Raw genomic sequence first — 21,310 nt, 5'->3', positions numbered from 1 at the left:
GTTGATAGTTGTTAGAAAATACTTAACGACTATCAACTAACAACAATCAACCAATAACTAAAAAGAAATGCTCAACAAAAGCTTAAGAGATAAGGAAAAAATAAGAATAGACAATATTCTTAAAACCTTGCATTCGTTGGTTTTTGTACCAAAATGGAATGATAATGATGATTTTAAAGCTATTGATGAGCAGTTAAAAAATTTTGGTTTAGACTTAGAAAGAATAAACGAAATTTCTGAAGACGAACTGATTGAACTCCTTCAACGTTGTCATCTGGACTGGAATCATCAGGAACATTTCGCAGATATTCTAGTAGAAATGCCTCAGAAAAATCAATTCCATTTTTTAGAAAAAGCGATTGCGATTTACAATTATATCCAAGCGTCAAGCAAGACTTTTTCATTTGATATTTTTAATAAAATTGCTGTTTTAAAAAATAATTATTAATAAAATAAGTCCTCTGCTCCCCTCTCCTTCGGAGAGGGGTTGGGGGTGAGGAATATGAAAGACAAATTTTACCAATACATACAAACACTTCAGGATCAAATAGTAACAGGACTAGAAGCCGTTGACGGTCAGGCTAAGTTTAAAGAAGATCTTTGGAAACGTCCGGAAGGCGGTGGTGGAAGAACCCGTGTAATTGAAAACGGTGCCGTTTTCGAGAAAGGCGGAGTGAACATCTCTGCTGTTCATGGAAAATTACCCGATTCCATGCAAAAACTATTTAACGTAGGCGAAGCTGATTTTTTTGCTTGCGGACTGAGTTTAGTTATTCATCCTAAAAGCCCACTGGTACCTACGGTTCATGCCAACTGGCGTTATTTCGAAATGTATGATGACAATGGAAACGTAATCCAGCAATGGTTTGGCGGCGGACAAGATTTAACACCTTATTATTTGTTTGAAGAAGATGCGGTTCATTTTCATCAGACTTGTAAAACCGCTTGCGACAAACACAATCCGGAGTTTTATCCAAAATATAAAAAACAATGTGATGGGTATTTCTGGAATGCGCACCGCAACGAAGCCCGTGGTATTGGCGGTTTATTCTTTGATTATTGCAAAGAAACAGAGCAGATGTCAATGGAAAACTGGTACAATTTTGTTACTGAAGTCGGAAATAGTTTCCTTCAGGCTTATGTTCCAATAGTTGAGCGAAGAAAAGATTTGCCTTATACAGCAGAGCAAAAAAACTGGCAGGAAATCCGTAGAGGTCGTTATGTAGAATTCAATTTGGTTCATGATAAAGGCACTTTATTTGGCTTAAAAACCAACGGGAGAATTGAATCTATCTTGATGTCTTTACCACCTCATGTTCAATGGGTTTACGACCATCATCCAAAAGCAGAAAGCGAAGAAGAAAAGTTATTGAAAGTGTTGGAAAATCCTGTTGATTGGATAATTTAGCTATCAGCTTTTAGCAGTTAGCTTTTGAGCTATGTAAAAAATCATAAATTGATATTAGCCAAGAAAATGAGAGATTATAAGAAATTTTCGGTTTGGGAAAAATCACATCAACTTACACTTGATGTATATAGAATTACCATTGCTTTTCCTAAAGATGAAATATTTGGATTAATCAGTCAAATGAAGAGATCTTCAAGTTCAATACCTACAAATATTGCTGAAGGTTGCGGTAGAAATTCAGATAAAGATTTTTGTCGTTTTTTATATATTGCATTTGGTTCTGCAAATGAATTAGAGTACCAACTATTACTAAGCATTGATTTAAAATTCATTGAATTTGAAAATGGTCAAAAGCTTTTATTTCAAGTCGAAGAAATCAAAAAAATGCTCAATAGTTTAATATCTAAATTAAATAAGTAATTAAATTATAATTGCTAACGGCTAAAAGCTAATTGCTGAAAGCTGTCAGCTAAAAGCTAAAATATATGTTCCCATTACAACGAGGCCGCCGTTTAAGAGTAAACGAATCAATTAGAAGTTTAGTTAGAGAAACAACCTTAAGTCCAAGTGATTTTATGTTTCCAATGTTTATTGCCGAAGGCGAAAACGTAAAAGTAGAAATTCCATCGATGCCGGGTATTTTTCGTCGTTCGGTTGATTTAACCGTTGAAGAAGTCAAAGAACTTTACACTTTAGGCATCCGAGCGGTAAACATCTATGTAAAAGTAGACGAAAAACTTAAAGACAATGCCGGAACAGAAGCCTGGAATCCCAACGGTTTAATGCAAAATGCCATTCGTGCTATCAAAGCAGCTTGTCCTGAAATGATTGTAATGCCCGATGTGGCTTTAGATCCCTACTCTATTTATGGTCATGACGGAATTATTGCAAATGGCGATGTGGAAAACGATTCAACTAACGATGCTTTGGTAAAAATGGCAGTTTCTCATGCCGAAGCCGGAGCCGATTTTGTTGCCCCATCAGATATGATGGACGGAAGAGTTTTAAGATTACGTCAGGGATTAGATGCTGCCGGTTTCCATAATGTGGGAATCATGAGTTATTCGGCTAAATATGCTTCGGCATTTTACGGACCTTTCCGAGATGCTTTGGACTCCGCTCCAAAAGAAGCTGATGTTGTGGTACCAAAAGACAAAAAAACCTACCAAATGGATTATGCCAATCGCATTGAAGCCGTCAAGGAAGCCCTTTGGGATGTTGAAGAAGGTGCCGATATGGTTATGGTAAAACCCGGAATTGCGTATTTAGACATCGTTAGAGAGGTTAAAAACGCCGTAAACGTACCAGTAACTGTTTATCACGTTTCGGGCGAATATGCGATGATTAAAGCCGCTGCCGAAAGAGGCTGGTTAGACAACGACAAAATCATGATGGAGCAATTAATGTGTATTAAACGTGCCGGAGCTAGTTTGATTTCAACATATTTTGCTAAAGAAGCTGCTATACTTTTAAATCAATAAACTGACATATGACATATATCATTTCCGGAAGCACGGAAATGATATACATTTGAGATTAAATTACTTAAAAATGAAAAAATTAATCCTTCTTAGTATTGCAATTGTTACTTTTTCCTGTAAAAATAAATCCGAAGAATCTTTTGGGAATAATGAACAAACTGCTGTCGCCACTGAAGACAAAGAATTAACTGCAGAAGAAATTGGAAAAGTGATTTTTGAAGGCAAAGGAAACTGTACTTCCTGCCATCAGACAGACAGCAAAACAATAGGTCCAAGTGTTCAGGAAATTGCTAAAGTATATAAAGAAAAAAATGGGAATATGGTGGCTTTTCTAAAAGGAGAAAGCGATGCTATTGTCGATCCTTCACAATTTCCAGTAATGCAGGCGAATATAACGCTTACCAAAACTTTCACGGATAAAGAATTACAAAGTCTGGAAGCCTATATTTATTCAAATTTAAAATAAGAAGCTATTCCTGCTGTACGCTATAGCTTTTATGGCGAACGCCTCCATAAAAGGCTGCCGCTGCCATCAGGGCTACATACACAAAAACCATTCGGAACATCGAATGGTTTTTACATTTATAAACAACATATTTTTGCCCTTTAAAGCAACTACTTTATCCCTCCAAAAGCTCCAAAACAGGCATTTTTATGCAAAATTTCAGTACTTGAAAAACCCACTTTTTTCATTAAATCCAATTGATAGGTCATCGATCTTGGTGTATCTTCTTTTTCGATATAATCAAATACTTTTTGTTGGTATTCTGAACCTCCGTGTTGCTTTAAATAATCTCCATACATTTTCCAGGTCAATTGATTTACCGCTTGATGATCCTGAGTTACCAAGTCTGAAATGAAGAAACAACCTCCCGGTGTTAAGCTGTCATACAATTTTTGAAATACCAATTCCCAATCGGAATCATCACGTAAATGATGCAAAACGGCTCCTGCCAAAATAATATCATATTTGTTGTCAGGCAATTCGACATTCCGAATATCATCTTGTATCGTCTCCACTTTGGCAGTTGTTGCCTCAGAAACACGTTCAAATGCTTTGTCTAACATATTCTGACTCAAATCGATTAAAGTACACTCTAAATCGGGTACTTTAGACAACATTTTCAATGTATAATTTCCCGCTCCACAACCTAAATCTAAGATGGTTTTTGCTTCCGGTTTTATAGCTCTTGCCGTGCAGGTAATCAATTCTAATGCAATTTTAGCATCCATTGTAGCTACCTGACCGGTTTCTAAATTCGAGAAACGTTCTACCTCATTGTCAAAACGTTCTCTGATTTCTGTTACTGTTGATTTTTTCATAATTCTTGGTTTTTTTACAAACCTATCATTTTTATATATGTCGTAAAAATGCTTATTTTGTCAATTATTAATACCTAAAAAGTATTTATGGAATTACGCCACTTAAAATATTTCCTGAAATTAGCTGAGGAACTCAGCTTTGTTCGCGCTGCTGATAAGCTATTTATTTCGCAACCGCCCTTGAGCCGGCAAATTAAAGAATTAGAAACAGAACTGGGAGCGACACTTTTTGAGCGGAATAACAAACGCGTCATCCTAACCGATGCCGGAAAATATTACCAAAAGGAAATTTTGGAATTAATTCAAAACCTGGAGCGAATCAATGCTACCACCAAAAAAATCAGTGAGAATCAAAGCGGCGAATTCCGAATTGCTTATGTAAGTTCGACTTTTTCGGGAGATATATCGGCATTAATTCAGTTTTTGTCAGCTCAATATCCATTTGTCAATTTCAGATTGTACGAAGTACCCACAGTCAAACAAATTGCTGCTTTAGAAGAAGGAAAAATCGATTTCGGAATCATCCGTGCGCCCTTGCATTCACCAAAAATTGACTCCCGATTGTGGTATAAAGATAGTTTTTCATTGGTCTTTAATCGAAATAAATATAATATCACATCCGAAGAAGATTTGGTACATTTGAAAGAGGAAACTTTTGTGTTTTTTAACAAACAATATGCGCCTTATTTCTATGATTCTTTATTAGAAATTTGTGCCCAATATGGTTTTAAACCCAAAGTAGTTCACGAATCAAATAACATTTCATCGATAATTCAATTAGTCAAAAACGGACTGGGAATTTCAATTGTGCCAACGGCAATAATGAAAAGTCATAATTATCCGGAATTGGAATTTTTAGAACTTAAAAAAGCACATCATTTTACCGATATTTTATTGGTTACACCAAAAGGAAATCCATCGGAAATTTCGAAATTAGCCATACAATTTCTAACAAAACAAAACCTGAAAGATGAGTACTAACGAAAAATCAACTGCCTATATCCAAACCCCTTTAGGAATTGCTGAAATTACAGGTGATGAAAATGGAATTTCAATAATTTCGATTACTGATGAAGGCGAAATTAGTTCCGAAATTCCGGCTGTTTTACAAGAAGCCGTTACACAATTTCGAGACTATTTCGAAGCAAAAAGAACTGATTTCACTTTTAAACTGAATCCTTCGGGAACCGAATTTCAACAAAAAGTATGGCAGGCTTTGCTGGAAATTCCTTTTGGAAAAACGATGAGTTACTTAGATTTATCCAAAAAACTGGGTGATGTCAAAGCCATTAGGGCTGTGGCTTCCGCCAATGGGAAAAATCCGCTTTGGATTGTGGTTCCCTGCCACAGAGTTATTGGAACTGATGGTTCTTTAACAGGATACGCTGGTGGTTTATGGCGAAAAAAATGGTTATTGGAACATGAGAATCCAACTAGCCAACAAAGTTTGTTCTAAGAAAATAAAAAACGATTCCAAAAGAAAGGCTTAATTTATGTAAATTCGTACTGAATCCTAAAGCATTACATCATGAAATGGCTAAAAAGACTCTTAATCGGATTGATTGCTTTGATACTCCTTGTAGAAATTGTTTTCTATGTTTTCAACATTGATTATTTATTTAAAGCCGTTCGGGTAACTTATTTAAACGGACATAAAACAGCATTTTTAGACGATTATAAATACTTTGATAACAGAACAATTGCCAACAGTAGCGTAGCACAACCTTGGAAAATTGCTAAAAACTACAACCAGATTAAAGCGACCGAAAAGCTTGAAAAACTGCATAAAGACATTGGTACAGTTGCATTTTTAATAATCAAAAACGATAGCATCCGGCACGAAAGTTATTATAATAATTACTCTAAAGATTCTAAATCCAATTCTTTTTCTATGGCCAAAAGTATTGTAACAGCTTGCTTAGGAAAAGCCATAATGGAAGGAAAAATTAAAAGCTTAGACCAGCAAGTTTCTGATTTTTTCCCGGAATTTAAAAAAGGAAAATCCGCAACTATGACCGTAGGTGATTTAGCATCCATGGCTTCGGGATTAGACTGGGATGAGTCTTACTACAGTCCGTTTTCAATAACCACCCGTGCCTATTTTGATGATAATCTAAAAGGAGTTATTCTGGGTTTAAAAGGCATCGAAGCACCCGGAAAATCATTCAAATACCTGAGTGGAAATACCCAACTTTTAGCTATGTGTATTGAAAAAGCGACAGCGAAAAGTCTGGCGGATTATGTTTCTGAATCCTTCTGGAAACCTATGGGAGCCGAAAGTGATGCGCTCTGGCAAACGGATAGTGAAAACGGAATGGTAAAAGCCTATTGCTGCATTGCCAGTAACGCCAGAGATTTTGCCCGTTTTGGGAAACTGTATTTGCAGCATGGGAAATGGAATGGAAAACAAATTCTGGATAGCGCTTTTGTTGCCCAATCAGTAAACCCTCGATTTGCGATTTCTCCGGAATATGGTTATGGCTGGTGGTTAAGTAATTTTCATAACAAAAAAGTATTTTATATGCGGGGCCATTTAGGGCAATATGTCATTATTATTCCTGAGGATCAATTAATTATTGTAAGACTGGGACATCAGAGTAAGCACAGTACAAACGGTTCGCCGCACAGCGATGATTTCTATATTTATTTAGAAGAAACCTATAAAATGCTTCAACAAACCAAAAAATAACACATGATAGAAAAAATCAACCTCAACAACATCCTTTTTCTGGATATAGAAACGGTTCCTGAAACAGCTGATTTCAATTCATTAGATGATGAAATGAAAACCTTGTATGAGCAAAAAACGCAATACCAGCGTAAGGATGATTTTTCAGCTGAAGAATTTTATGACCGTGCCGGAATTTGGGCTGAGTTTGGTAAAATTGTCTGTATCTCTGTTGGCTTTTTTGCCAATAAAAATGACATTCGGAACTTTAGGGTGACTTCTTTTTTTGGAGAAGAAAAGAAAATCCTCAAAGACTTCAGCAATTTATTAAACAATCATTTCAACGGACCGCAACATGTCTTGTGCGGACATAATGCTAAGGAATTTGACATTCCGTTTCTGGCGCGCCGAATGATTATCAATCAAATTGCAATTCCGGACAAACTGAATTTATTTGGAAAAAAACCTTGGGAAATTCCACATTTAGATACTTTAGAATTATGGAAATTTGGCGATTACAAACATTACACTTCTTTAAAACTGATGTGTAAAGTTCTGGGGATTCCTTCTCCCAAAGGCGATATCGATGGCAGTCAGGTAGGTCATGTTTTTTATGTAGACAAAGACATTGACCGAATTGTAACCTATTGTGAAAAAGACACTATTGCCGTAGCACAAATTTTCCTTCGATTAAGAAGAGAAGATTTATTGATTGAGGAGGAGATTATTCATGTGTAATCAACCATTATGGAAAAGAAAATATTATATGCTTTATATATATTGGGAGTTATTGGATTAACGTTTCCTTTTTATGAAAATTCAGTAATAGGCTGTGGATTCGAAACAAGTACTATAACATATGAATCGAGATATTTATATCAAGATTTTTATGATAATATAAAACTTTTTAAATTAGAATTACTTTCTATTATTGATAGCATCTGGTTATCAATAATATTTATTTCAATTCTATTTACTCCCATAATTTATTTCTACAAAAAACACCTAGTTATTATTTCATTGAATATACTTACTATTGGTTATTTTGCAATTGTATTCATAAATGCCCCAGAAATGTTAGTTTATGGAGCGTATATACTATTATTTCAACAATTAACTATGCTTGTCTTCGTAATTAAATATTATTTAAACCGAAATAAAAAACAACAAATTATTTCTTAGCGCTCTTTGCGAAAACCCTTTGTGAACTTTGCGGTTAAATATTTACATTTACAAAAATTATAAATTATGGTATTAAGCAGATTTTGGTTGGTGATCTTTATTTCATCAATTGTTTTTATTGTGGTGAGTTTATTTACTGGAAACAGTTACACGATTGATCATGTACTAAATGGTAAGAAAGATGAACCTATTTTAATTTCTGAAAAATACATCGATCAATTGCCTGTTTTTATAAAAGACAGCATCGAAAATGCTCCCGATAAAACGATGGTCATTAACAATATTACTTCAAATCCGGATACTACTTATGTTTATTCTGCAAAAACGGTAAAAATTTACAGCGGTGTTCAAAAATCGGATGGATTATTACCTACCTGTAAAAGTACTTTAGTTGATTTGATTTTACCGTTGATTGCTTATCTGGCTTTTTTCTGTGGCTTGATGGAGCTTTTAATCATCTCAGGAGCATCCGGGAAACTGGCTGTTGTTTTGAGTCCCGTATTTGTAAAAGTATTTCCAACTATTCCTAAAAATCATCCGTCAATATCGTATATGACTTTAAATTTTGCTGCTAATTTCCTGGGATTGGATTCGGCTGCAACGCCTTTTGGACTTAAAGCCATGGAAAGTTTGCAGGAACTCAATCCTGAAAAAGACAGAGCCAGTGACGCCCAAATTATGTTCATGTGTTTGCATGCTTCGGGACTGACTTTAATTGCAACTTCGATTATTGGATATCGCGCAGCAGCTGGTGCGGCAAATCCTGCTGATGTGATGTTACCTTGTATCATTACTTCTTTTATTGGTACTATTGCAGCTTTTTTAATTGTTGGGGTCAAACAAAAAATCAATTTCAAAAGTGCTTCTCTGGTATTGGCTTTAATCACTTTAATTGCAGCCATCATCGGCCTTTTAATGTATGTGAATCATTTGGATTTAATAGGTAAAAACTATTTTACTTCTAATCTTTCAGCATTAATATTGGTAGCCATCATCGTTTTTACTTTAATCTTTTCCTTTTTTAAAGAGAGGAAATTTGCCGAATCCGGCACGACCGTTTTTGATGCTTTTGTTGTGGGAGCGAATAATGGTGTGAAAACCGGAGTGGTTATTTTTCCTTATGTTTTAGGGATGTTAGTCGCTATTTCGTTATTCAGAAACAGTGGCTTATTTGAAATCATCAGCAATGGAATTGCTTTTGTTTTTTCGAATATGGGTGTCAATAAACAAATTACAGATGCTTTGCCTGTAGCGATGTTAAGACCATTCAGTTCAGCAGGATCCAGAGGATTTTTGATTGATTCAATGAACACCTTTGGTGCGGATTCTCTAACCGGAAGACTGAGTAGTATTTTTCAATGTAGTGCCGAAAGTACGTTCTATGTTATTGCGGTTTACTTTGGTTCTGTAAACATCAAAAATACCCGATATGCCTTGCCTATTATGCTATTAGTGGATTTAATTTGTGTGATTACGGCGATTTTTGTGGCGAGTTGGTTTTTTTAAATTTAATATACCGAGCCTACGACTCTCATCTAAATAGATTTGATTATCTCAACGGATTTATCTGAAAATAATTTTAGGATTTTCAATCAATTTTTCATTCTTTTGATTTCTTGAAAAAAAACATTTATTAATCATTAAACCAACTAACAAAATGTCAAAATACACCAAATACATCGCGATAGGATTGCTTATTCTTTTTTTAGTAACGAGCTTATTAGCCTAGTTTTCAAAAGATTAATTATACAAACTAAGAGGTGGTATTTGATAAATATCATCTCTTTTTGTTTGATTTTATAACAAAATGTCTGATTTTACGAAAGAATAGCAGCTATTAAAAGACTGTGCCTACGTTAAATAATTTTTATCTTTGCCAAAAAAATAAAATACCCATGGACTTTATATATCAGGATCCTTATCCAATTTTAAAAGACGATACTCAATACCGAAAAATTACTTCTGATTACGTAAAAGTAGAAAAACTAGGTGACAGAGAAATACTGACCGTTGACCCAAAAGGTTTGGAATTGCTTTCACAGGAAGCCATGAAAGATGTTTCTTTTATGTTGCGGACTTCGCATTTGGAAAAATTAAGAGCTATTCTGGACGATCCTGAAGCAACGGACAATGATCGTTTTGTAGCTTATAATCTTTTACAAAATGCAGCCGTAGCAGTAGATGGTGAACTACCTTCGTGTCAGGACACCGGAACAGCGATTGTAATGGCTAAAAAAGGAGAAAATGTATATACAGGTGTTGATGATGCCGAATGGCTTTCTAAAGGGATTTTTAACACCTATCAGGAAAGAAACCTTCGTTATTCACAGATTGTGCCTATCAGCATGTTTGAAGAAAAGAATTCAGGTTCTAATCTTCCGGCACAGATTGATATTTATGCTAAAAAAGGCGCTTCTTATGAATTTTTGTTTTTAGCAAAAGGTGGCGGTTCGGCTAACAAAACCTATTTGTACCAACAAACGAAGTCCTTATTGAATGAAAAATCTATGGATGCTTTTATTCGTGCTAAAATCATGGATTTAGGAACTTCAGCTTGTCCACCTTATCACCTGGCTTTAGTAATTGGAGGGACTTCTGCCGAAGCAAATTTAGCCGCAGTTAAAAAAGCATCTGCAGGTTATTTTGATAATTTACCAACTACTGGAAACATGGCAGGTCAGGCGTTCCGTGATTTGGAATGGGAAAAAAGAGTACAGCAAATTTGCCAGGAAAGTGCCATTGGAGCACAATTTGGAGGAAAATATTTTACACATGATGTTCGTGTGATTCGTTTGCCACGTCATGCTGCTTCCTGTCCGGTAGGATTAGGAGTTTCTTGTTCAGCAGACAGAAACATCAAAGGTAAAATTACCAAAGACGGAATCTTCGTAGAACAATTAGAAGTAAATCCAAAACGATTATTGCCTGAAACACCACCACATTTGGAGGAAGCGGTTGAAATTGATTTGAACCAGCCAATGGCTGATATCCTTAAAAAATTATCGCAATACCCAATTAAAACGCGTTTGAAACTAAACGGAACTTTGATTGTTGCCCGTGATATTGCACACGCTAAAATCAAAGAATTATTGGATGCTGGTAAACCAATGCCGGAATACTTTAAAAATCACCCCGTATATTATGCTGGACCGGCTAAAACTCCGGACGGAATGCCTTCAGGAAGTTTTGGTCCTACGACCGCCGGACGTATGGATGTGTATGTAGAAGAATTCCAGAAAAATGGTGGAAGCATGGTAATGCTTGCTAAAGGAAACCGTACTAAAGATGTGATGAATGCCTGTAAAACTTACGGCGGATTCTATTTGGGATCTATCGGAGGACCAGCGGCGATTTTAGCTCAGGATAATATTTTGAAAGTAGAAGTAGTTGATTTTGAAGAATTAGGTATGGAAGCCGTTCGTAAAATCACTGTAAAAGATTTCCCTGCTTTTATTATTACGGACGATAAAGGAAATGATTTCTTTGAGAATTTATAATGTGAGACTCTAAGTTGCTAAGTCACTTAGATTTTAATACTAAAAAAAAAGTTACCGCAGATTCGCAGATTAATTTTTAAAAATCTGTGAATCTGCGGTTTATATTTTTAATCAATTACCATCTCCGGAATTTCTCCTTCAATGATTAAATTGGCTTCAGTAGAAGCGATAATATATTCTACCGAAACGCCTGGGGCTCTTTCGAGCAATTTAATTCCTTTTGGCGTGATTTCCATAACCGCTAATTCAGTTACTATTTTTTTTACGCATCCAACGCCTGTTAAGGGTAACGAACATTTTTTTAAAATTTTACTTTCGCCTGCTTTATTGACGTGCATCATTGCTACGATGATATTCTCGGCCGAAGCCACTAAATCCATCGCCCCTCCCATTCCTTTAACCATTTTTCCGGGAATTTTCCAGTTGGCAATATCACCGTTTTCAGCCACTTCCATAGCGCCCAGAATCGTTAAATCAACGTGTTGACCACGAATCATTCCAAAACTCATCGCCGAATCAAAAAAGCTTGCCCCGGGAAGTGTTGTGATGGTTTGTTTTCCGGCATTAATTAAATCAGCGTCTTCTTCGCCTTCAAAAGGAAACGGACCCATGCCTAAAACGCCATTTTCGCTTTGTATTTCAACGTTTATTCCTTCCGATATATAATTTGCCACGAGCGTAGGTATTCCTATTCCCAGATTAACGTAAAAGCCGTCTTGGAGTTCCTGAGCAATTCGTTTTGCGATATCTTCTTTTGTTAAAGCCATAATTATATTTTTGAAACATAAAAGTCATTTAAGTTTTATTCAAACTGAACACTATTTCTTTTCTCTAGTTTCTTTTCTCTAGTTTCTTTATTCTATTCTCTTTTTCGAACAGTACGTTTCTCAATCCTTTTTTCATACTTCTCTCCCTGAAAAATACGCTGCACCATAATGCCCGGAATATGAATTTGATTGGGATCTAAAGTTCCTGCTTCGACCAATTCTTCGACTTCAGCAATGGTAATTTTAGCAGCACCCGCCATAGCAGGATTAAAATTTCTGGCAGTTCCTTTAAAAATTAAATTTCCGGCTGTATCGCCTTTCCAGGCTTTTACAATGGCAAAATCGGCACTGAAAGCCAATTCCATTACATGCATTTTTCCGTTAAATTCTCTGGTTTCTTTGCCAATGGCAACTTCGGTTCCATAACCTGCCGGAGTATAAAAAGCGGGAATTCCTGCCTGAGCAGCACGACAACGTTCGGCTAAAGTTCCTTGTGGAATCAACTCTACTTCGAGCTCGCCAGAAAGCATTTGGCGTTCAAATTCGGCATTTTCTCCCACATAAGAAGAAATCATTTTTTTGATTTGTTTTTTTTGCAAAAGCAATCCCAAACCAAAATCATCTACACCTGCGTTATTAGAAATACAGGTCAGGTTTTTAGTTTCTTTTTGGACTAATTCGGCAATAGAATTCTCTGGAATACCACATAGTCCAAAACCTCCTAACATTAAAGTCATTCCATCTTCAATTCCTTGAAGTGCTTCCTGAACGGATTTTACTTTTTTATTAATCATAACGAATTGATTTCTTTTCCATTCTAAAAATAAGGCTTTATTTCCAAAAGAAAAAACAATATTCGCATTCGTTGATAAACAAAAAAATAGCTTCCTGTTGAGAAGCTATTTTTTTGTTTATTTTAAAATTCAAATTCATCAGTATCCTGAATCACAGCTGTGGTATCCTTTACTTTTGGTGCCTGATAACAGTCTACTTTTATTGAAAGATTTGCAGGGCGGTCAAATGGTTTTTTCGAAATTTTTAAATCGGGATCCTGATAACATAACTTCATAAAATATCCCCATACAGGTAATGCTGCAGTAGCACCCTGTCCATAAGTTATACTTTTAAAACGTGCCGAACGATCTTCGCATCCAACCCATACTCCTGTTACAAGATTAGGAACCATTCCCATAAACCATCCATCAGACTGGTTTTGTGTAGTACCTGTTTTACCTGCAATAGGATTAGTAAACATATACGGATAACCCGTCCAGCGTTTATCTCCGTTTCCTCCGTACTGTGTTCTCAGTCTTGACCCGGAGCCCCCTTCGGTAACGCCTTCCAGTAATTTGATAACGGCAAAGGCAATGTCTTTATTCAGCACATCATGCGATTCCGGAATAGGTTCATAGATAACTACTCCGCTTTTATCTTCAATTCTGGATAAAAACTGAGGTTTATTATATACTCCCTGATTTGCAAACGTACTGTAAGCTGCTACCATTTCTTCCACTGTAATATCTACTGCTCCAAGTGCAATAGAAGGCTGTGCAGGGATGCTGGTTTTAACACCCAGCTTATGGGTTAATTTAATAACTGCTTCCGGTCCTACTTTGTCAATTAATTTAGCCGAAACAGTATTAATCGAATTGGCCAGTGCTTTTTTCAAAGTTACCATTCCCAGATAAGTGTTATTAGAGTTTCTTGGAGTCCAGGTTGCGGTGACATGATGACGTCCTACAGGAATTGTAAATGGCGCATCAATAATGGAATCGCAAGGAGACATATTCAGTTGTTCAATAGCGGTAGCATATACAAATGGTTTAAAAGTAGAACCTACCTGTCTTGCTCCTTGTGCTACGTGATCGTACTGGAAATATTTATAATCAATTCCACCAACCCATGCTTTTATGTTACCTGTTTGCGGTTCCATAGCCATCAATCCGCTCTGTAAAAAATGTTTGTAATAACGAATGGAATCTAAAGGTGTCATAATGGTATCCTTCTCTCCTTTCCATGTAAAAACAGTCATTTTTGTTTTTTTACTGAAAGACTCTATAATTTCATCTTCAGACTTATCCATTGATTTCATCACATACCATCGATTTGACGCTTTCATTGCCTGTTTTAAGATACGATTGGTCTCTTTTTCAGAAATATTAACGAATGGTGCATTTTTATTATTCTTCTGGTCAATAAAAAACTGCTCCTGAAGATTTGCCATGTGTGCTTTTACAGCTTCTTCTGCATGCTGTTGCATTCTGGAATCAATGGTGGTATATATTTTTAATCCGTCTTTGTAAATATCATAATCTGTACCGTCTGCTTTTTTATTCGTTTCGGCCCATTTTTTCATGTAATCACGTAAATATTCTCTAAAATAGGTTGCAGTTCCTTCTCTGTGACTCTCTAATTTAAAATGCAGCGTAATAGGTAAAGCCTGCAATCTTTCTTTTTCAGATTTAGAAATCATATTGGCTTTTTCCATTTGCGCAAGCACCACGTTTCTTCGGTTTTTTACACCTACAGGATTTCTTACCGGATTATACAAACCTGAATTCTTAAACATTCCAACCAAAATTGCTGATTCATCAACAGTTAATTCTTTTGGGGATTTTGAAAAATAAGTATGTGCAGCTGAACTCACTCCTACAGCATAATTACCAAAATCGTATACATTACAATACATCGCAAGAATTTCATTTTTAGTGTATTGTCTTTCTAAACGAATAGCAATAATCCATTCTTTAGCTTTCTGAATAATACGAAATGGTAAAAATTTTGACCCTTCACCATGAAAAAGTTGCTTAGCTAATTGTTGAGTTAAAGTACTCGCACCACCATTAGTTCCTAAAGTAAAAATAGCTCTTAGTGTACCACGACCGTCAATACCCGAATGTTCATAAAAACGCTCATCTTCGGTAGCTACTAAGGCGTCTACCAGGTTTTTAGGCAAATCAGAGTATTTTAACTGCGAACGATTGGTTTGAAAATATTTTCCAATAACCACTCCGTCTGAAGAGATAATTTCGGTAGCCAGATTAGAATCCGGATTTTCTAAGTCTTCAAATGAAGGCATGGAACCAAAAAGCCCCCAGGAAGCAAACAGGAAAAAAAGTACAATAGCTCCCATTCCATAAATAAAAAGTGTCCAGAATTTTTTATTGTAATACTTAAAATCGCGAGTTGTATTTGTTTTTTTATTAGTTGCCATAACTATTTATTCTTTTTTTTCAATTCGTAAACCTACTTCGGTAATTCCTTCTAATTGGGTAACTCCGGGAACTTTACCTCCTTCTCTTACCGCCTGTTTTATATTAAGTTTATATTTTCCCCTGAACTTTACATTTTCTTTAAAATACAATTTGCTTTCTTTTATATCTGTAAATCCGTTTCCTAAAAGAGTTCCGTCAGGAGCAGCCATTTGATATTCTAAGGTATCCACTTTAGTATAACCATTTGGTTTTTCTAAAGTTACAATCAAAAAAAGATTGTTAAACGGATAATTATTATTATCTCTGATGTTTATAAAAAGATCGTATCGCTTTGTTGAATCTAATTCAGGTAAACTAAAAGAAACAATACTGTCTTTATGCCAGGCACTTCCCACGGATTTATATTCATCAAAAACTCTTTTTTCATCACATGAAAAAAAAATCAGGCTAACTAAAAGTAGTAAAATGCTATTTTTTAGTTTCATTCTTTTTAATAATTATAGGTTTTCTGGGTCCTTTAGGCTTTTTTTCACCAGCGGGTTTTTGTTGGGCTTGAGGAGCCTGATTGCCTTGAGCCGGTTTATTACCTTGTTTGTTCGTTTGTTTTTTATTGTTGGGACCACCCGCAGCATTTTCAACTGCTTTTTTTGGTTTTTTATTGTGTCTTTTATTCTTTTTAGGCTGATCAAAACGAGTTAAACTTTCCTGCCCCATGGCGTTATTAAAGTCTTTTTCAACTTCTTGTGTCACTTCAATAGCAAAATCTTCTAATGCAGAAACTTTCTTTTTTAACTTGTTTTCGGCGATAATTTCTTTAACCTTCTCAATTTTTAAAACATGCCAGTTAGCATAATTGTTGGTATAAGCAAACCACATTAAGCCTTTGAAAATATCTTGTTTTTGACAAACAGCATCTCCTTTTTCGGTTACTAATTTGGTTTCAAATTCCGGAAATCCTTTCAGGGCATCCATATAAGTGTCTAATTCATAGTTTAAACAACACTTCAGTTTCCCGCATTGTCCGGCTAATTTTTGAGGATTCAAAGACAATTGCTGGTAACGTGCCGCCGAGGTATTCACACTTCTGAAATCAGTTAACCAGGTAGAACAACATAATTCGCGTCCACAGGAACCAATTCCTCCCAAACGGGCCGCTTCCTGACGAAAACCTACTTGTTTCATCTCGACTCTGGTACTGAATTCCTTAGCAAAATCCTTTATTAATAATCTGAAATCAACACGATCATTTGCGGTGTAATAGAAAGTTGCTTTGGATCCGTCACCCTGAAATTCGATATCTGAAATTTTCATTTCTAATTTATGCTGAATAGCCAATTCTCTGGCACGCACTTTCATCGGCTCTTCTCTGTTTCTGGCCGCTGACCAGATATCAATGTCTTTTTGAGAAGCTTTGCGGTACACTTTTGGAACTTCGTTGCTATTAGGATCTACTCCTTTTTTCTTCATCTGGATACGGACTAATTCACCAGTCAAAGTAACAATACCGATATCATGCCCTGGAGAAGCCACTGTGGCTACAATGTCTCCCATGCTCAAAGTTAACTTTTCGGTATTACGGTAAAATTCTTTTCTTCCGTTTTTAAAACGAACTTCAACACAATCAAATGGAGCTTCACCTCCCGGTAAACTCATATTTGAAAGCCAATCAAAAACCGTTAATTTGTTGCAGCTATCGGTGCCGCAAGTCCCATTATTTTTACAACCCTTAGGTGCGCCACCATCAGAAGTTGAACAACTTGCACATGCCATAATTTTATATGTAGTGTTGTGACCGGCACAACTTAAGTTCTTAAAACGTTTAATCTGTAAAGATAGTATTTTTTAATCTTAAGTTGCAAAATTAAGAATTTCCTAAAAGATTAAAATTTTTATAAAAAAAGCCTGTTACAAACAAATTTGAAACAGGCTTTAAAGTATGTTGAAGAATGTTTTAGTCTAAAATCTTGTATAATTTATCCGATAAACGAATTCTAAATGGTACTGCAAAAGTTAATTTATCTCCCGCTTTTGCCTGAGTTCCTTCGTATCCGTTTACAAACATTTTGTCTAAAACCAATTCCTGATTTCCTGTTGTAGGTCCTGAGATTATAATTTTATCTCCCAGATTCAATTCCTGATTTTCAATAGTAAAAAGTCCAATTTGAGCTTTCACATAATAATGCTCTGCTTTACCTACTAAAGTCTTTTTTACTTTTATTTTTTGACGAATATCAGTCGTTTTTTGCGCAGTTGCTAATGCTTTATTAGTTAAGTCTCCGGAATGTTTAAACTTCAAACTTTCTGATTTTCCTTTTCTAAAAACTTTATTACCAACTTGTTTTCCTTTTCTTAATTTTAATTGTTCTTCTAAAGGAAGATGAATAATTTCCTGACATTCACTGGAACAACAATTTTCCATAGCTGCCTTACAATCATCACATTGGATAAACAATAAATGACAACCATCGTTAGCACAATTGGTATGATTGTCACATGGTTTTCCACATTGATGGCATTGCGAAACAATATCATCTGTTATTCTTTCGCCCAGACGATTATCAAAAACAAAGTTTTTTCCAATAAATTTACTTTCTAAACCTTCTTCTTCAATTTGCTTGGCATAATTAATAATTCCGCCTTCTAATTGAAACACATTTTTAAAACCCTGATGCTTGAAATAAGCACTGGCTTTTTCACAACGAATTCCTCCGGTGCAATACATTACCAGCTTTTTATCTTCTTTAAAATCCTGTAATTGTTCATTGATAATAGGTAAACTTTCTCTAAAAGTTTCTACATCCGGAGTGATAGCGCCTTTAAAGTGACCGACTTCACTTTCGTAATGATTTCTAAAATCTACCACAATGGTGTTTGGGTCTTCCAGAATTTCATTGAATTCTTTGGCTTTTAAGTGTACGCCTTTGTTTGTTACATCAAAAGTATCATCGTTTAGTCCGTCAGCAACAATCTTGTGGCGCACTTTGATGGTTAATTTTAAAAAAGCGTGATCGTCTTGCTCAACAGCTACGTTCAAACGAATGCCTTTCATGAAATCATAAACTTCCAGTGTTTCTCTGAAAGCTTCAAAATTTTCGGCAGGAACGTTCATTTGAGCGTTAATACCTTCGTGAGCAACGTAAATGCGACCCAGTGCATCGAGTGCATTCCAGGCAAGAAATAAATCGTCGCGAAATTTTTTGGGATCTTCAATTTTGGCATACGCATAGAAAGACAACGTAAGACGTTGTTTACCCGCTTGATCAATGAGTTCAGCTCTTTCTTCTGCGCTTAAGGTGTTGTACAGTTGCATGCTATAAACAGTTTAAGTGAGAATATTTTTTGCAAAAGTATAAAAAATAAATGATTTAGTGATTACGCAAAAATTCACAAAGAAATCTCATTTCAAAAATCAAACACTGTATAACATTTAGTGAGATTGCTTCGTTCCGATAGCTATCGGAACTCGTAATGATTTTTAATTCAAACTCGCTTTAAACATACGCAGTTCTTCCCAAGAGTATTTCTCACCAAATTGTTCTTTCATTGGAGTAAGTGATTCTTCTTTGTAATATTTAAAAGCTTCCGCCAATTCATCAATTTTATCCTGAGGTAAAACTTCGCTAATCGAAATTCTTTTGTCCTGAATTAATTTGACCAAATGACTTTGAATAGTGCTAACTGTTAATTTTCGAATAGCAGCAATATCCTGAATCGAATTTTTGGCTATCCACAAATCAAAAGTTTCTTCAACAGTCGATTTTTTGGGTGCTTTTTTATCTTTTTTCTTCGAAGTGTATCGATTTAAATCTTCTTCATCTTCAATCAAAGTCACATGCGTTTCTTTAAATTGATTTTGAATAGCTTCTTTTTTTCTCGAAAGATATTTTTTGATTTCTTCAGAAGTTAATTTTTCTTTCGAAATCGCCTCGTTTGCAATCACGGTTTCCATTAACAATTTGGCTTTCATCAAGCGCAAAACGGCTTTGGATTGTAATTCTTCCAATTCGGATAATTCTTCAAAATAAGCTTTGGCTTTCTTGAGTCGTTTCACTTCTTCAATTTTCCATAAAATTTCAAAAACCAATTCGTCCATGGGTTTGAAAAAATAAGTGATTGCTGCCTGAATTCTTTCGGAAACATAAATTAAATCGACCGTTTCATTAGCAAATATTTTATTCAGTTGTAGGATGAATTTTTTGGATGGATCCAAATACGCTTCGATATTCTCCAATTGTTTGGCTGCCCAAAGTGCATTCTTAGATTTGGCAGAACTTTCCGTTTTATCCGAATAACTGAACTTATGATTGCGCCATTCTTGTGCCAAATCCTGCCAATCAAAGCTGTTAATCAAATAATTATGAATGAAATTTTTAGTTTCAAAATGCAACGAATTTTTCAAAACTTCTTCCGAAGCTTTATTTTGCGCATAATCCATCACATCCTGGTCGTTAGAAATCCCATTCATACGCAACGGAGAAAGCAAAACCAAGCCTTCTAACGAACGTAAACGCGACAAAGCCACATAAGCTTGTCCGGGCATAAAAACCTGCGAAACATCGATTGCAGCTTTATCAAAAGTCAATCCCTGACTTTTATGCACTGTAATGGCCCAGGCTAATTTGATAGGATAATGCACAAAAGTTCCCAATACCTCCTCCTCGACCTCTTTAGTCAAAGGATCGACTTTGTATCGGATGTTTTGCCATTCATAGCGTTCCACTTCGATGGTTTTATTTTCTTCAGGGAAATGAACCAGAATTTCCTGGCTGGAAAGTGATTTAATTATTCCCATTTTGCCATTGAAATAATTTTTTTCGAAAGCCAAATCGTTTTTGACAAACATAATTTGGGCACCTACTTTCAACTGCAAATTATATTCTACGGGATAAATTTTCTCGGGAAAATCGCCTATAATTTCTGGTGTATAGGTAATTAATTCCCCTTTCAAATCTTCCAAAGCCTGTGCATTCATCGCATCGGCTTTAGCATTGTGAGTCGTTAAAGTGATATAACCTTTGTTGGCCTTTAAATCAAAATCAGGTTTGACATACTGATTTAAAACCTGAATATCTTCGGGCGTGATTTGGTTGTTTCTTAAATTATTTAAAACCGAAATAAAACTAGAATCTGTTTGCCTAAAAATTTTAGACAATTCAATATACAAAGGCGGATATTGCTGAATAACATGCGAATGAAAAAAGAATTTTCCACGGTAATAATTGCGTAAAGTACGCCATTCTTCATCACGAATTACGGGTGGTAATTGCAATAAATCTCCAATAAACAGTACCTGAACCCCGCCAAAGGGAGCAGCTTTTTTCCGAACCGTTTGCATCATATAATCCATTGCATCCAGCAAATCGGCACGAAGCATACTTACTTCGTCAATAATGAGCAATTCCATATTCCGAATGACTGATTTCTTCAAACCATTCATTTTAAAATGCCTGCGCAAACTTTCCTTTGTTTCAAATTTTATCGTTTCTGAAAACTGTGATTCAGCAGTATGCGAAGGAATAAAACCGCTAAATGGCAATTGAAACATCGAATGAATCGTTACGCCGCCGGCATTTAAAGCCGCAATTCCTGTAGGTGCTACAACAACAGTATTTTTATGCGTGGTTTCAATAATTTCGCGCAGCAAAGTAGTCTTACCCGTACCTGCTTTACCTGTCAAAAAAACCGAACGTTGGGTTTGATTGATAAACTGTAAAGTATATTTTGCGGCTTCGGATAAGGTTTGCATTAGATAACTAGTATAGGTTTTTT

At 35.6% G+C, this 21,310-nt stretch carries 19 protein-coding genes; 11 read left to right on the top strand and 8 right to left on the bottom strand.

The genetic code is table 11. From position 1 onward, the window contains the following. The first annotated feature begins 67 nt into the window (after positions 1-67). From ABS764_RS04480 to ABS764_RS04460, 5 genes are all read left to right on the top strand, one after another. Entirely contained in the window at positions 68-448 is a 381-nt protein-coding gene (locus ABS764_RS04480) for a hypothetical protein (protein WP_408080395.1), read from the top strand. Positions 449-502: 54 nt separating this feature from the next. After that, positions 503-1,408: an oxygen-dependent coproporphyrinogen oxidase gene (hemF, locus tag ABS764_RS04475; RefSeq protein WP_408080393.1), complete on the top strand. Its 906-nt coding sequence runs from the start codon at positions 503-505 to the stop codon at positions 1,406-1,408. 66 nt (positions 1,409-1,474) lie between these two features. Then, the gene (locus tag ABS764_RS04470) at positions 1,475-1,828 is read left to right on the top strand and encodes a four helix bundle protein (RefSeq protein WP_408080391.1); all 354 of its coding nucleotides are present in this window, start codon (positions 1,475-1,477) and stop codon (positions 1,826-1,828) included. A gap of 65 nt (positions 1,829-1,893) precedes the next feature. Beyond that, complete coding sequence (hemB, locus tag ABS764_RS04465) at positions 1,894-2,889, top strand: porphobilinogen synthase (protein WP_408080389.1); 996 nt, start codon at positions 1,894-1,896, stop codon at positions 2,887-2,889. A 70-nt stretch (positions 2,890-2,959) separates the two neighbouring features. Next, positions 2,960-3,355, top strand: a complete 396-nt coding sequence (locus ABS764_RS04460) for a c-type cytochrome (protein WP_408080387.1) — start codon at positions 2,960-2,962, stop codon at positions 3,353-3,355. A 149-nt stretch (positions 3,356-3,504) separates the two neighbouring features. Here ABS764_RS04460 and ABS764_RS04455 read toward each other — a convergent pair whose 3' ends face one another. Beyond that, a complete protein-coding gene (locus ABS764_RS04455; RefSeq protein WP_408080385.1) occupies positions 3,505-4,212 on the bottom strand; it encodes a class I SAM-dependent methyltransferase in 708 nt (235 codons plus the stop codon). Positions 4,213-4,299: 87 nt separating this feature from the next. Here ABS764_RS04455 and ABS764_RS04450 point away from each other — a divergent pair, with 87 nt between their 5' ends. From ABS764_RS04450 to ABS764_RS04425, 6 genes are all read left to right on the top strand, one after another. Then, entirely contained in the window at positions 4,300-5,193 is an 894-nt protein-coding gene (locus ABS764_RS04450) for a LysR family transcriptional regulator (protein ID WP_408080383.1), read from the top strand. Then, positions 5,183-5,668, top strand: a complete 486-nt coding sequence (locus ABS764_RS04445; RefSeq protein WP_408080381.1) for a methylated-DNA--[protein]-cysteine S-methyltransferase — start codon at positions 5,183-5,185, stop codon at positions 5,666-5,668. Before ABS764_RS04450 ends, ABS764_RS04445 begins: the two co-directional genes overlap by 11 nt. A 72-nt stretch (positions 5,669-5,740) precedes the next feature. After that, the gene (locus tag ABS764_RS04440; protein WP_408080379.1) at positions 5,741-6,901 is read left to right on the top strand and encodes a serine hydrolase domain-containing protein; all 1,161 of its coding nucleotides are present in this window, start codon (positions 5,741-5,743) and stop codon (positions 6,899-6,901) included. A gap of 3 nt (positions 6,902-6,904) precedes the next feature. Beyond that, entirely contained in the window at positions 6,905-7,618 is a 714-nt protein-coding gene (locus ABS764_RS04435) for a 3'-5' exonuclease (protein ID WP_408080377.1), read from the top strand. Positions 7,619-8,128: 510 nt separating this feature from the next. After that, a complete protein-coding gene (locus ABS764_RS04430) occupies positions 8,129-9,568 on the top strand; it encodes a nucleoside recognition domain-containing protein (RefSeq protein ID WP_408080375.1) in 1,440 nt (479 codons plus the stop codon). 389 nt (positions 9,569-9,957) lie between these two features. Next, on the top strand, positions 9,958-11,559 hold the full coding sequence (locus tag ABS764_RS04425) for a fumarate hydratase (protein WP_408080373.1): 1,602 nt from the start codon (positions 9,958-9,960) through the stop codon (positions 11,557-11,559). Positions 11,560-11,666: 107 nt separating this feature from the next. On the opposite strand, the gene ABS764_RS04420 is transcribed toward ABS764_RS04425, so the two are convergent. From ABS764_RS04420 to ABS764_RS04390, 7 genes are all read right to left on the bottom strand, one after another. Further along, positions 11,667-12,326 carry a CoA transferase subunit B gene (locus tag ABS764_RS04420; protein ID WP_408080371.1) on the bottom strand — a complete coding sequence of 220 codons (660 nt, stop codon included), beginning with the start codon at positions 12,324-12,326 and terminating at the stop codon, positions 11,667-11,669. 92 nt (positions 12,327-12,418) lie between these two features. Beyond that, positions 12,419-13,120: a CoA transferase subunit A gene (locus tag ABS764_RS04415; protein ID WP_408080369.1), complete on the bottom strand. Its 702-nt coding sequence runs from the start codon at positions 13,118-13,120 to the stop codon at positions 12,419-12,421. 122 nt (positions 13,121-13,242) lie between these two features. After that, a complete protein-coding gene (locus tag ABS764_RS04410; protein ID WP_408080367.1) occupies positions 13,243-15,540 on the bottom strand; it encodes a penicillin-binding protein 1A in 2,298 nt (765 codons plus the stop codon). A 6-nt stretch (positions 15,541-15,546) separates the two neighbouring features. Then, positions 15,547-16,026, bottom strand: a complete 480-nt coding sequence (locus ABS764_RS04405; protein ID WP_408080365.1) for a gliding motility lipoprotein GldH — start codon at positions 16,024-16,026, stop codon at positions 15,547-15,549. Then, positions 16,010-17,311: a PSP1 domain-containing protein gene (locus ABS764_RS04400; RefSeq protein ID WP_408080363.1), complete on the bottom strand. Its 1,302-nt coding sequence runs from the start codon at positions 17,309-17,311 to the stop codon at positions 16,010-16,012. Before ABS764_RS04400 ends, ABS764_RS04405 begins: the two co-directional genes overlap by 17 nt. A gap of 181 nt (positions 17,312-17,492) precedes the next feature. Beyond that, on the bottom strand, positions 17,493-18,851 hold the full coding sequence (gene trhO, locus ABS764_RS04395; RefSeq protein WP_408080361.1) for an oxygen-dependent tRNA uridine(34) hydroxylase TrhO: 1,359 nt from the start codon (positions 18,849-18,851) through the stop codon (positions 17,493-17,495). Positions 18,852-19,016: 165 nt separating this feature from the next. Further along, entirely contained in the window at positions 19,017-21,287 is a 2,271-nt protein-coding gene (locus ABS764_RS04390) for a helix-turn-helix domain-containing protein (RefSeq protein ID WP_408080359.1), read from the bottom strand. Positions 21,288-21,310: the final 23 nt, after the last annotated feature.

The sequence above is a fragment of the Flavobacterium plantiphilum genome (assembly GCF_046000495.1).
Taxonomy (GTDB): domain Bacteria; phylum Bacteroidota; class Bacteroidia; order Flavobacteriales; family Flavobacteriaceae; genus Flavobacterium; species Flavobacterium plantiphilum.
This window is presented reverse-complemented; position numbering and strand designations above follow the sequence as displayed.

Coding starts and splice junctions, on each gene's coding strand:
- ABS764_RS04480 (WP_408080395.1), top strand. CDS start 68: ATGCTCAACAAAAGCTTAAGAGATAAGGAAAAAATAAGAATAGACAAT.
- hemF (WP_408080393.1), top strand. CDS start 503: ATGAAAGACAAATTTTACCAATACATACAAACACTTCAGGATCAAATA.
- ABS764_RS04470 (WP_408080391.1), top strand. CDS start 1,475: ATGAGAGATTATAAGAAATTTTCGGTTTGGGAAAAATCACATCAACTT.
- hemB (WP_408080389.1), top strand. CDS start 1,894: ATGTTCCCATTACAACGAGGCCGCCGTTTAAGAGTAAACGAATCAATT.
- ABS764_RS04460 (WP_408080387.1), top strand. CDS start 2,960: ATGAAAAAATTAATCCTTCTTAGTATTGCAATTGTTACTTTTTCCTGT.
- ABS764_RS04455 (WP_408080385.1), bottom strand. CDS start 4,212: ATGAAAAAATCAACAGTAACAGAAATCAGAGAACGTTTTGACAATGAG.
- ABS764_RS04450 (WP_408080383.1), top strand. CDS start 4,300: ATGGAATTACGCCACTTAAAATATTTCCTGAAATTAGCTGAGGAACTC.
- ABS764_RS04445 (WP_408080381.1), top strand. CDS start 5,183: ATGAGTACTAACGAAAAATCAACTGCCTATATCCAAACCCCTTTAGGA.
- ABS764_RS04440 (WP_408080379.1), top strand. CDS start 5,741: ATGAAATGGCTAAAAAGACTCTTAATCGGATTGATTGCTTTGATACTC.
- ABS764_RS04435 (WP_408080377.1), top strand. CDS start 6,905: ATGATAGAAAAAATCAACCTCAACAACATCCTTTTTCTGGATATAGAA.
- ABS764_RS04430 (WP_408080375.1), top strand. CDS start 8,129: ATGGTATTAAGCAGATTTTGGTTGGTGATCTTTATTTCATCAATTGTT.
- ABS764_RS04425 (WP_408080373.1), top strand. CDS start 9,958: ATGGACTTTATATATCAGGATCCTTATCCAATTTTAAAAGACGATACT.
- ABS764_RS04420 (WP_408080371.1), bottom strand. CDS start 12,326: ATGGCTTTAACAAAAGAAGATATCGCAAAACGAATTGCTCAGGAACTC.
- ABS764_RS04415 (WP_408080369.1), bottom strand. CDS start 13,120: ATGATTAATAAAAAAGTAAAATCCGTTCAGGAAGCACTTCAAGGAATT.
- ABS764_RS04410 (WP_408080367.1), bottom strand. CDS start 15,540: ATGGCAACTAATAAAAAAACAAATACAACTCGCGATTTTAAGTATTAC.
- ABS764_RS04405 (WP_408080365.1), bottom strand. CDS start 16,026: ATGAAACTAAAAAATAGCATTTTACTACTTTTAGTTAGCCTGATTTTT.
- ABS764_RS04400 (WP_408080363.1), bottom strand. CDS start 17,311: ATGGCATGTGCAAGTTGTTCAACTTCTGATGGTGGCGCACCTAAGGGT.
- trhO (WP_408080361.1), bottom strand. CDS start 18,851: ATGCAACTGTACAACACCTTAAGCGCAGAAGAAAGAGCTGAACTCATT.
- ABS764_RS04390 (WP_408080359.1), bottom strand. CDS start 21,287: ATGCAAACCTTATCCGAAGCCGCAAAATATACTTTACAGTTTATCAAT.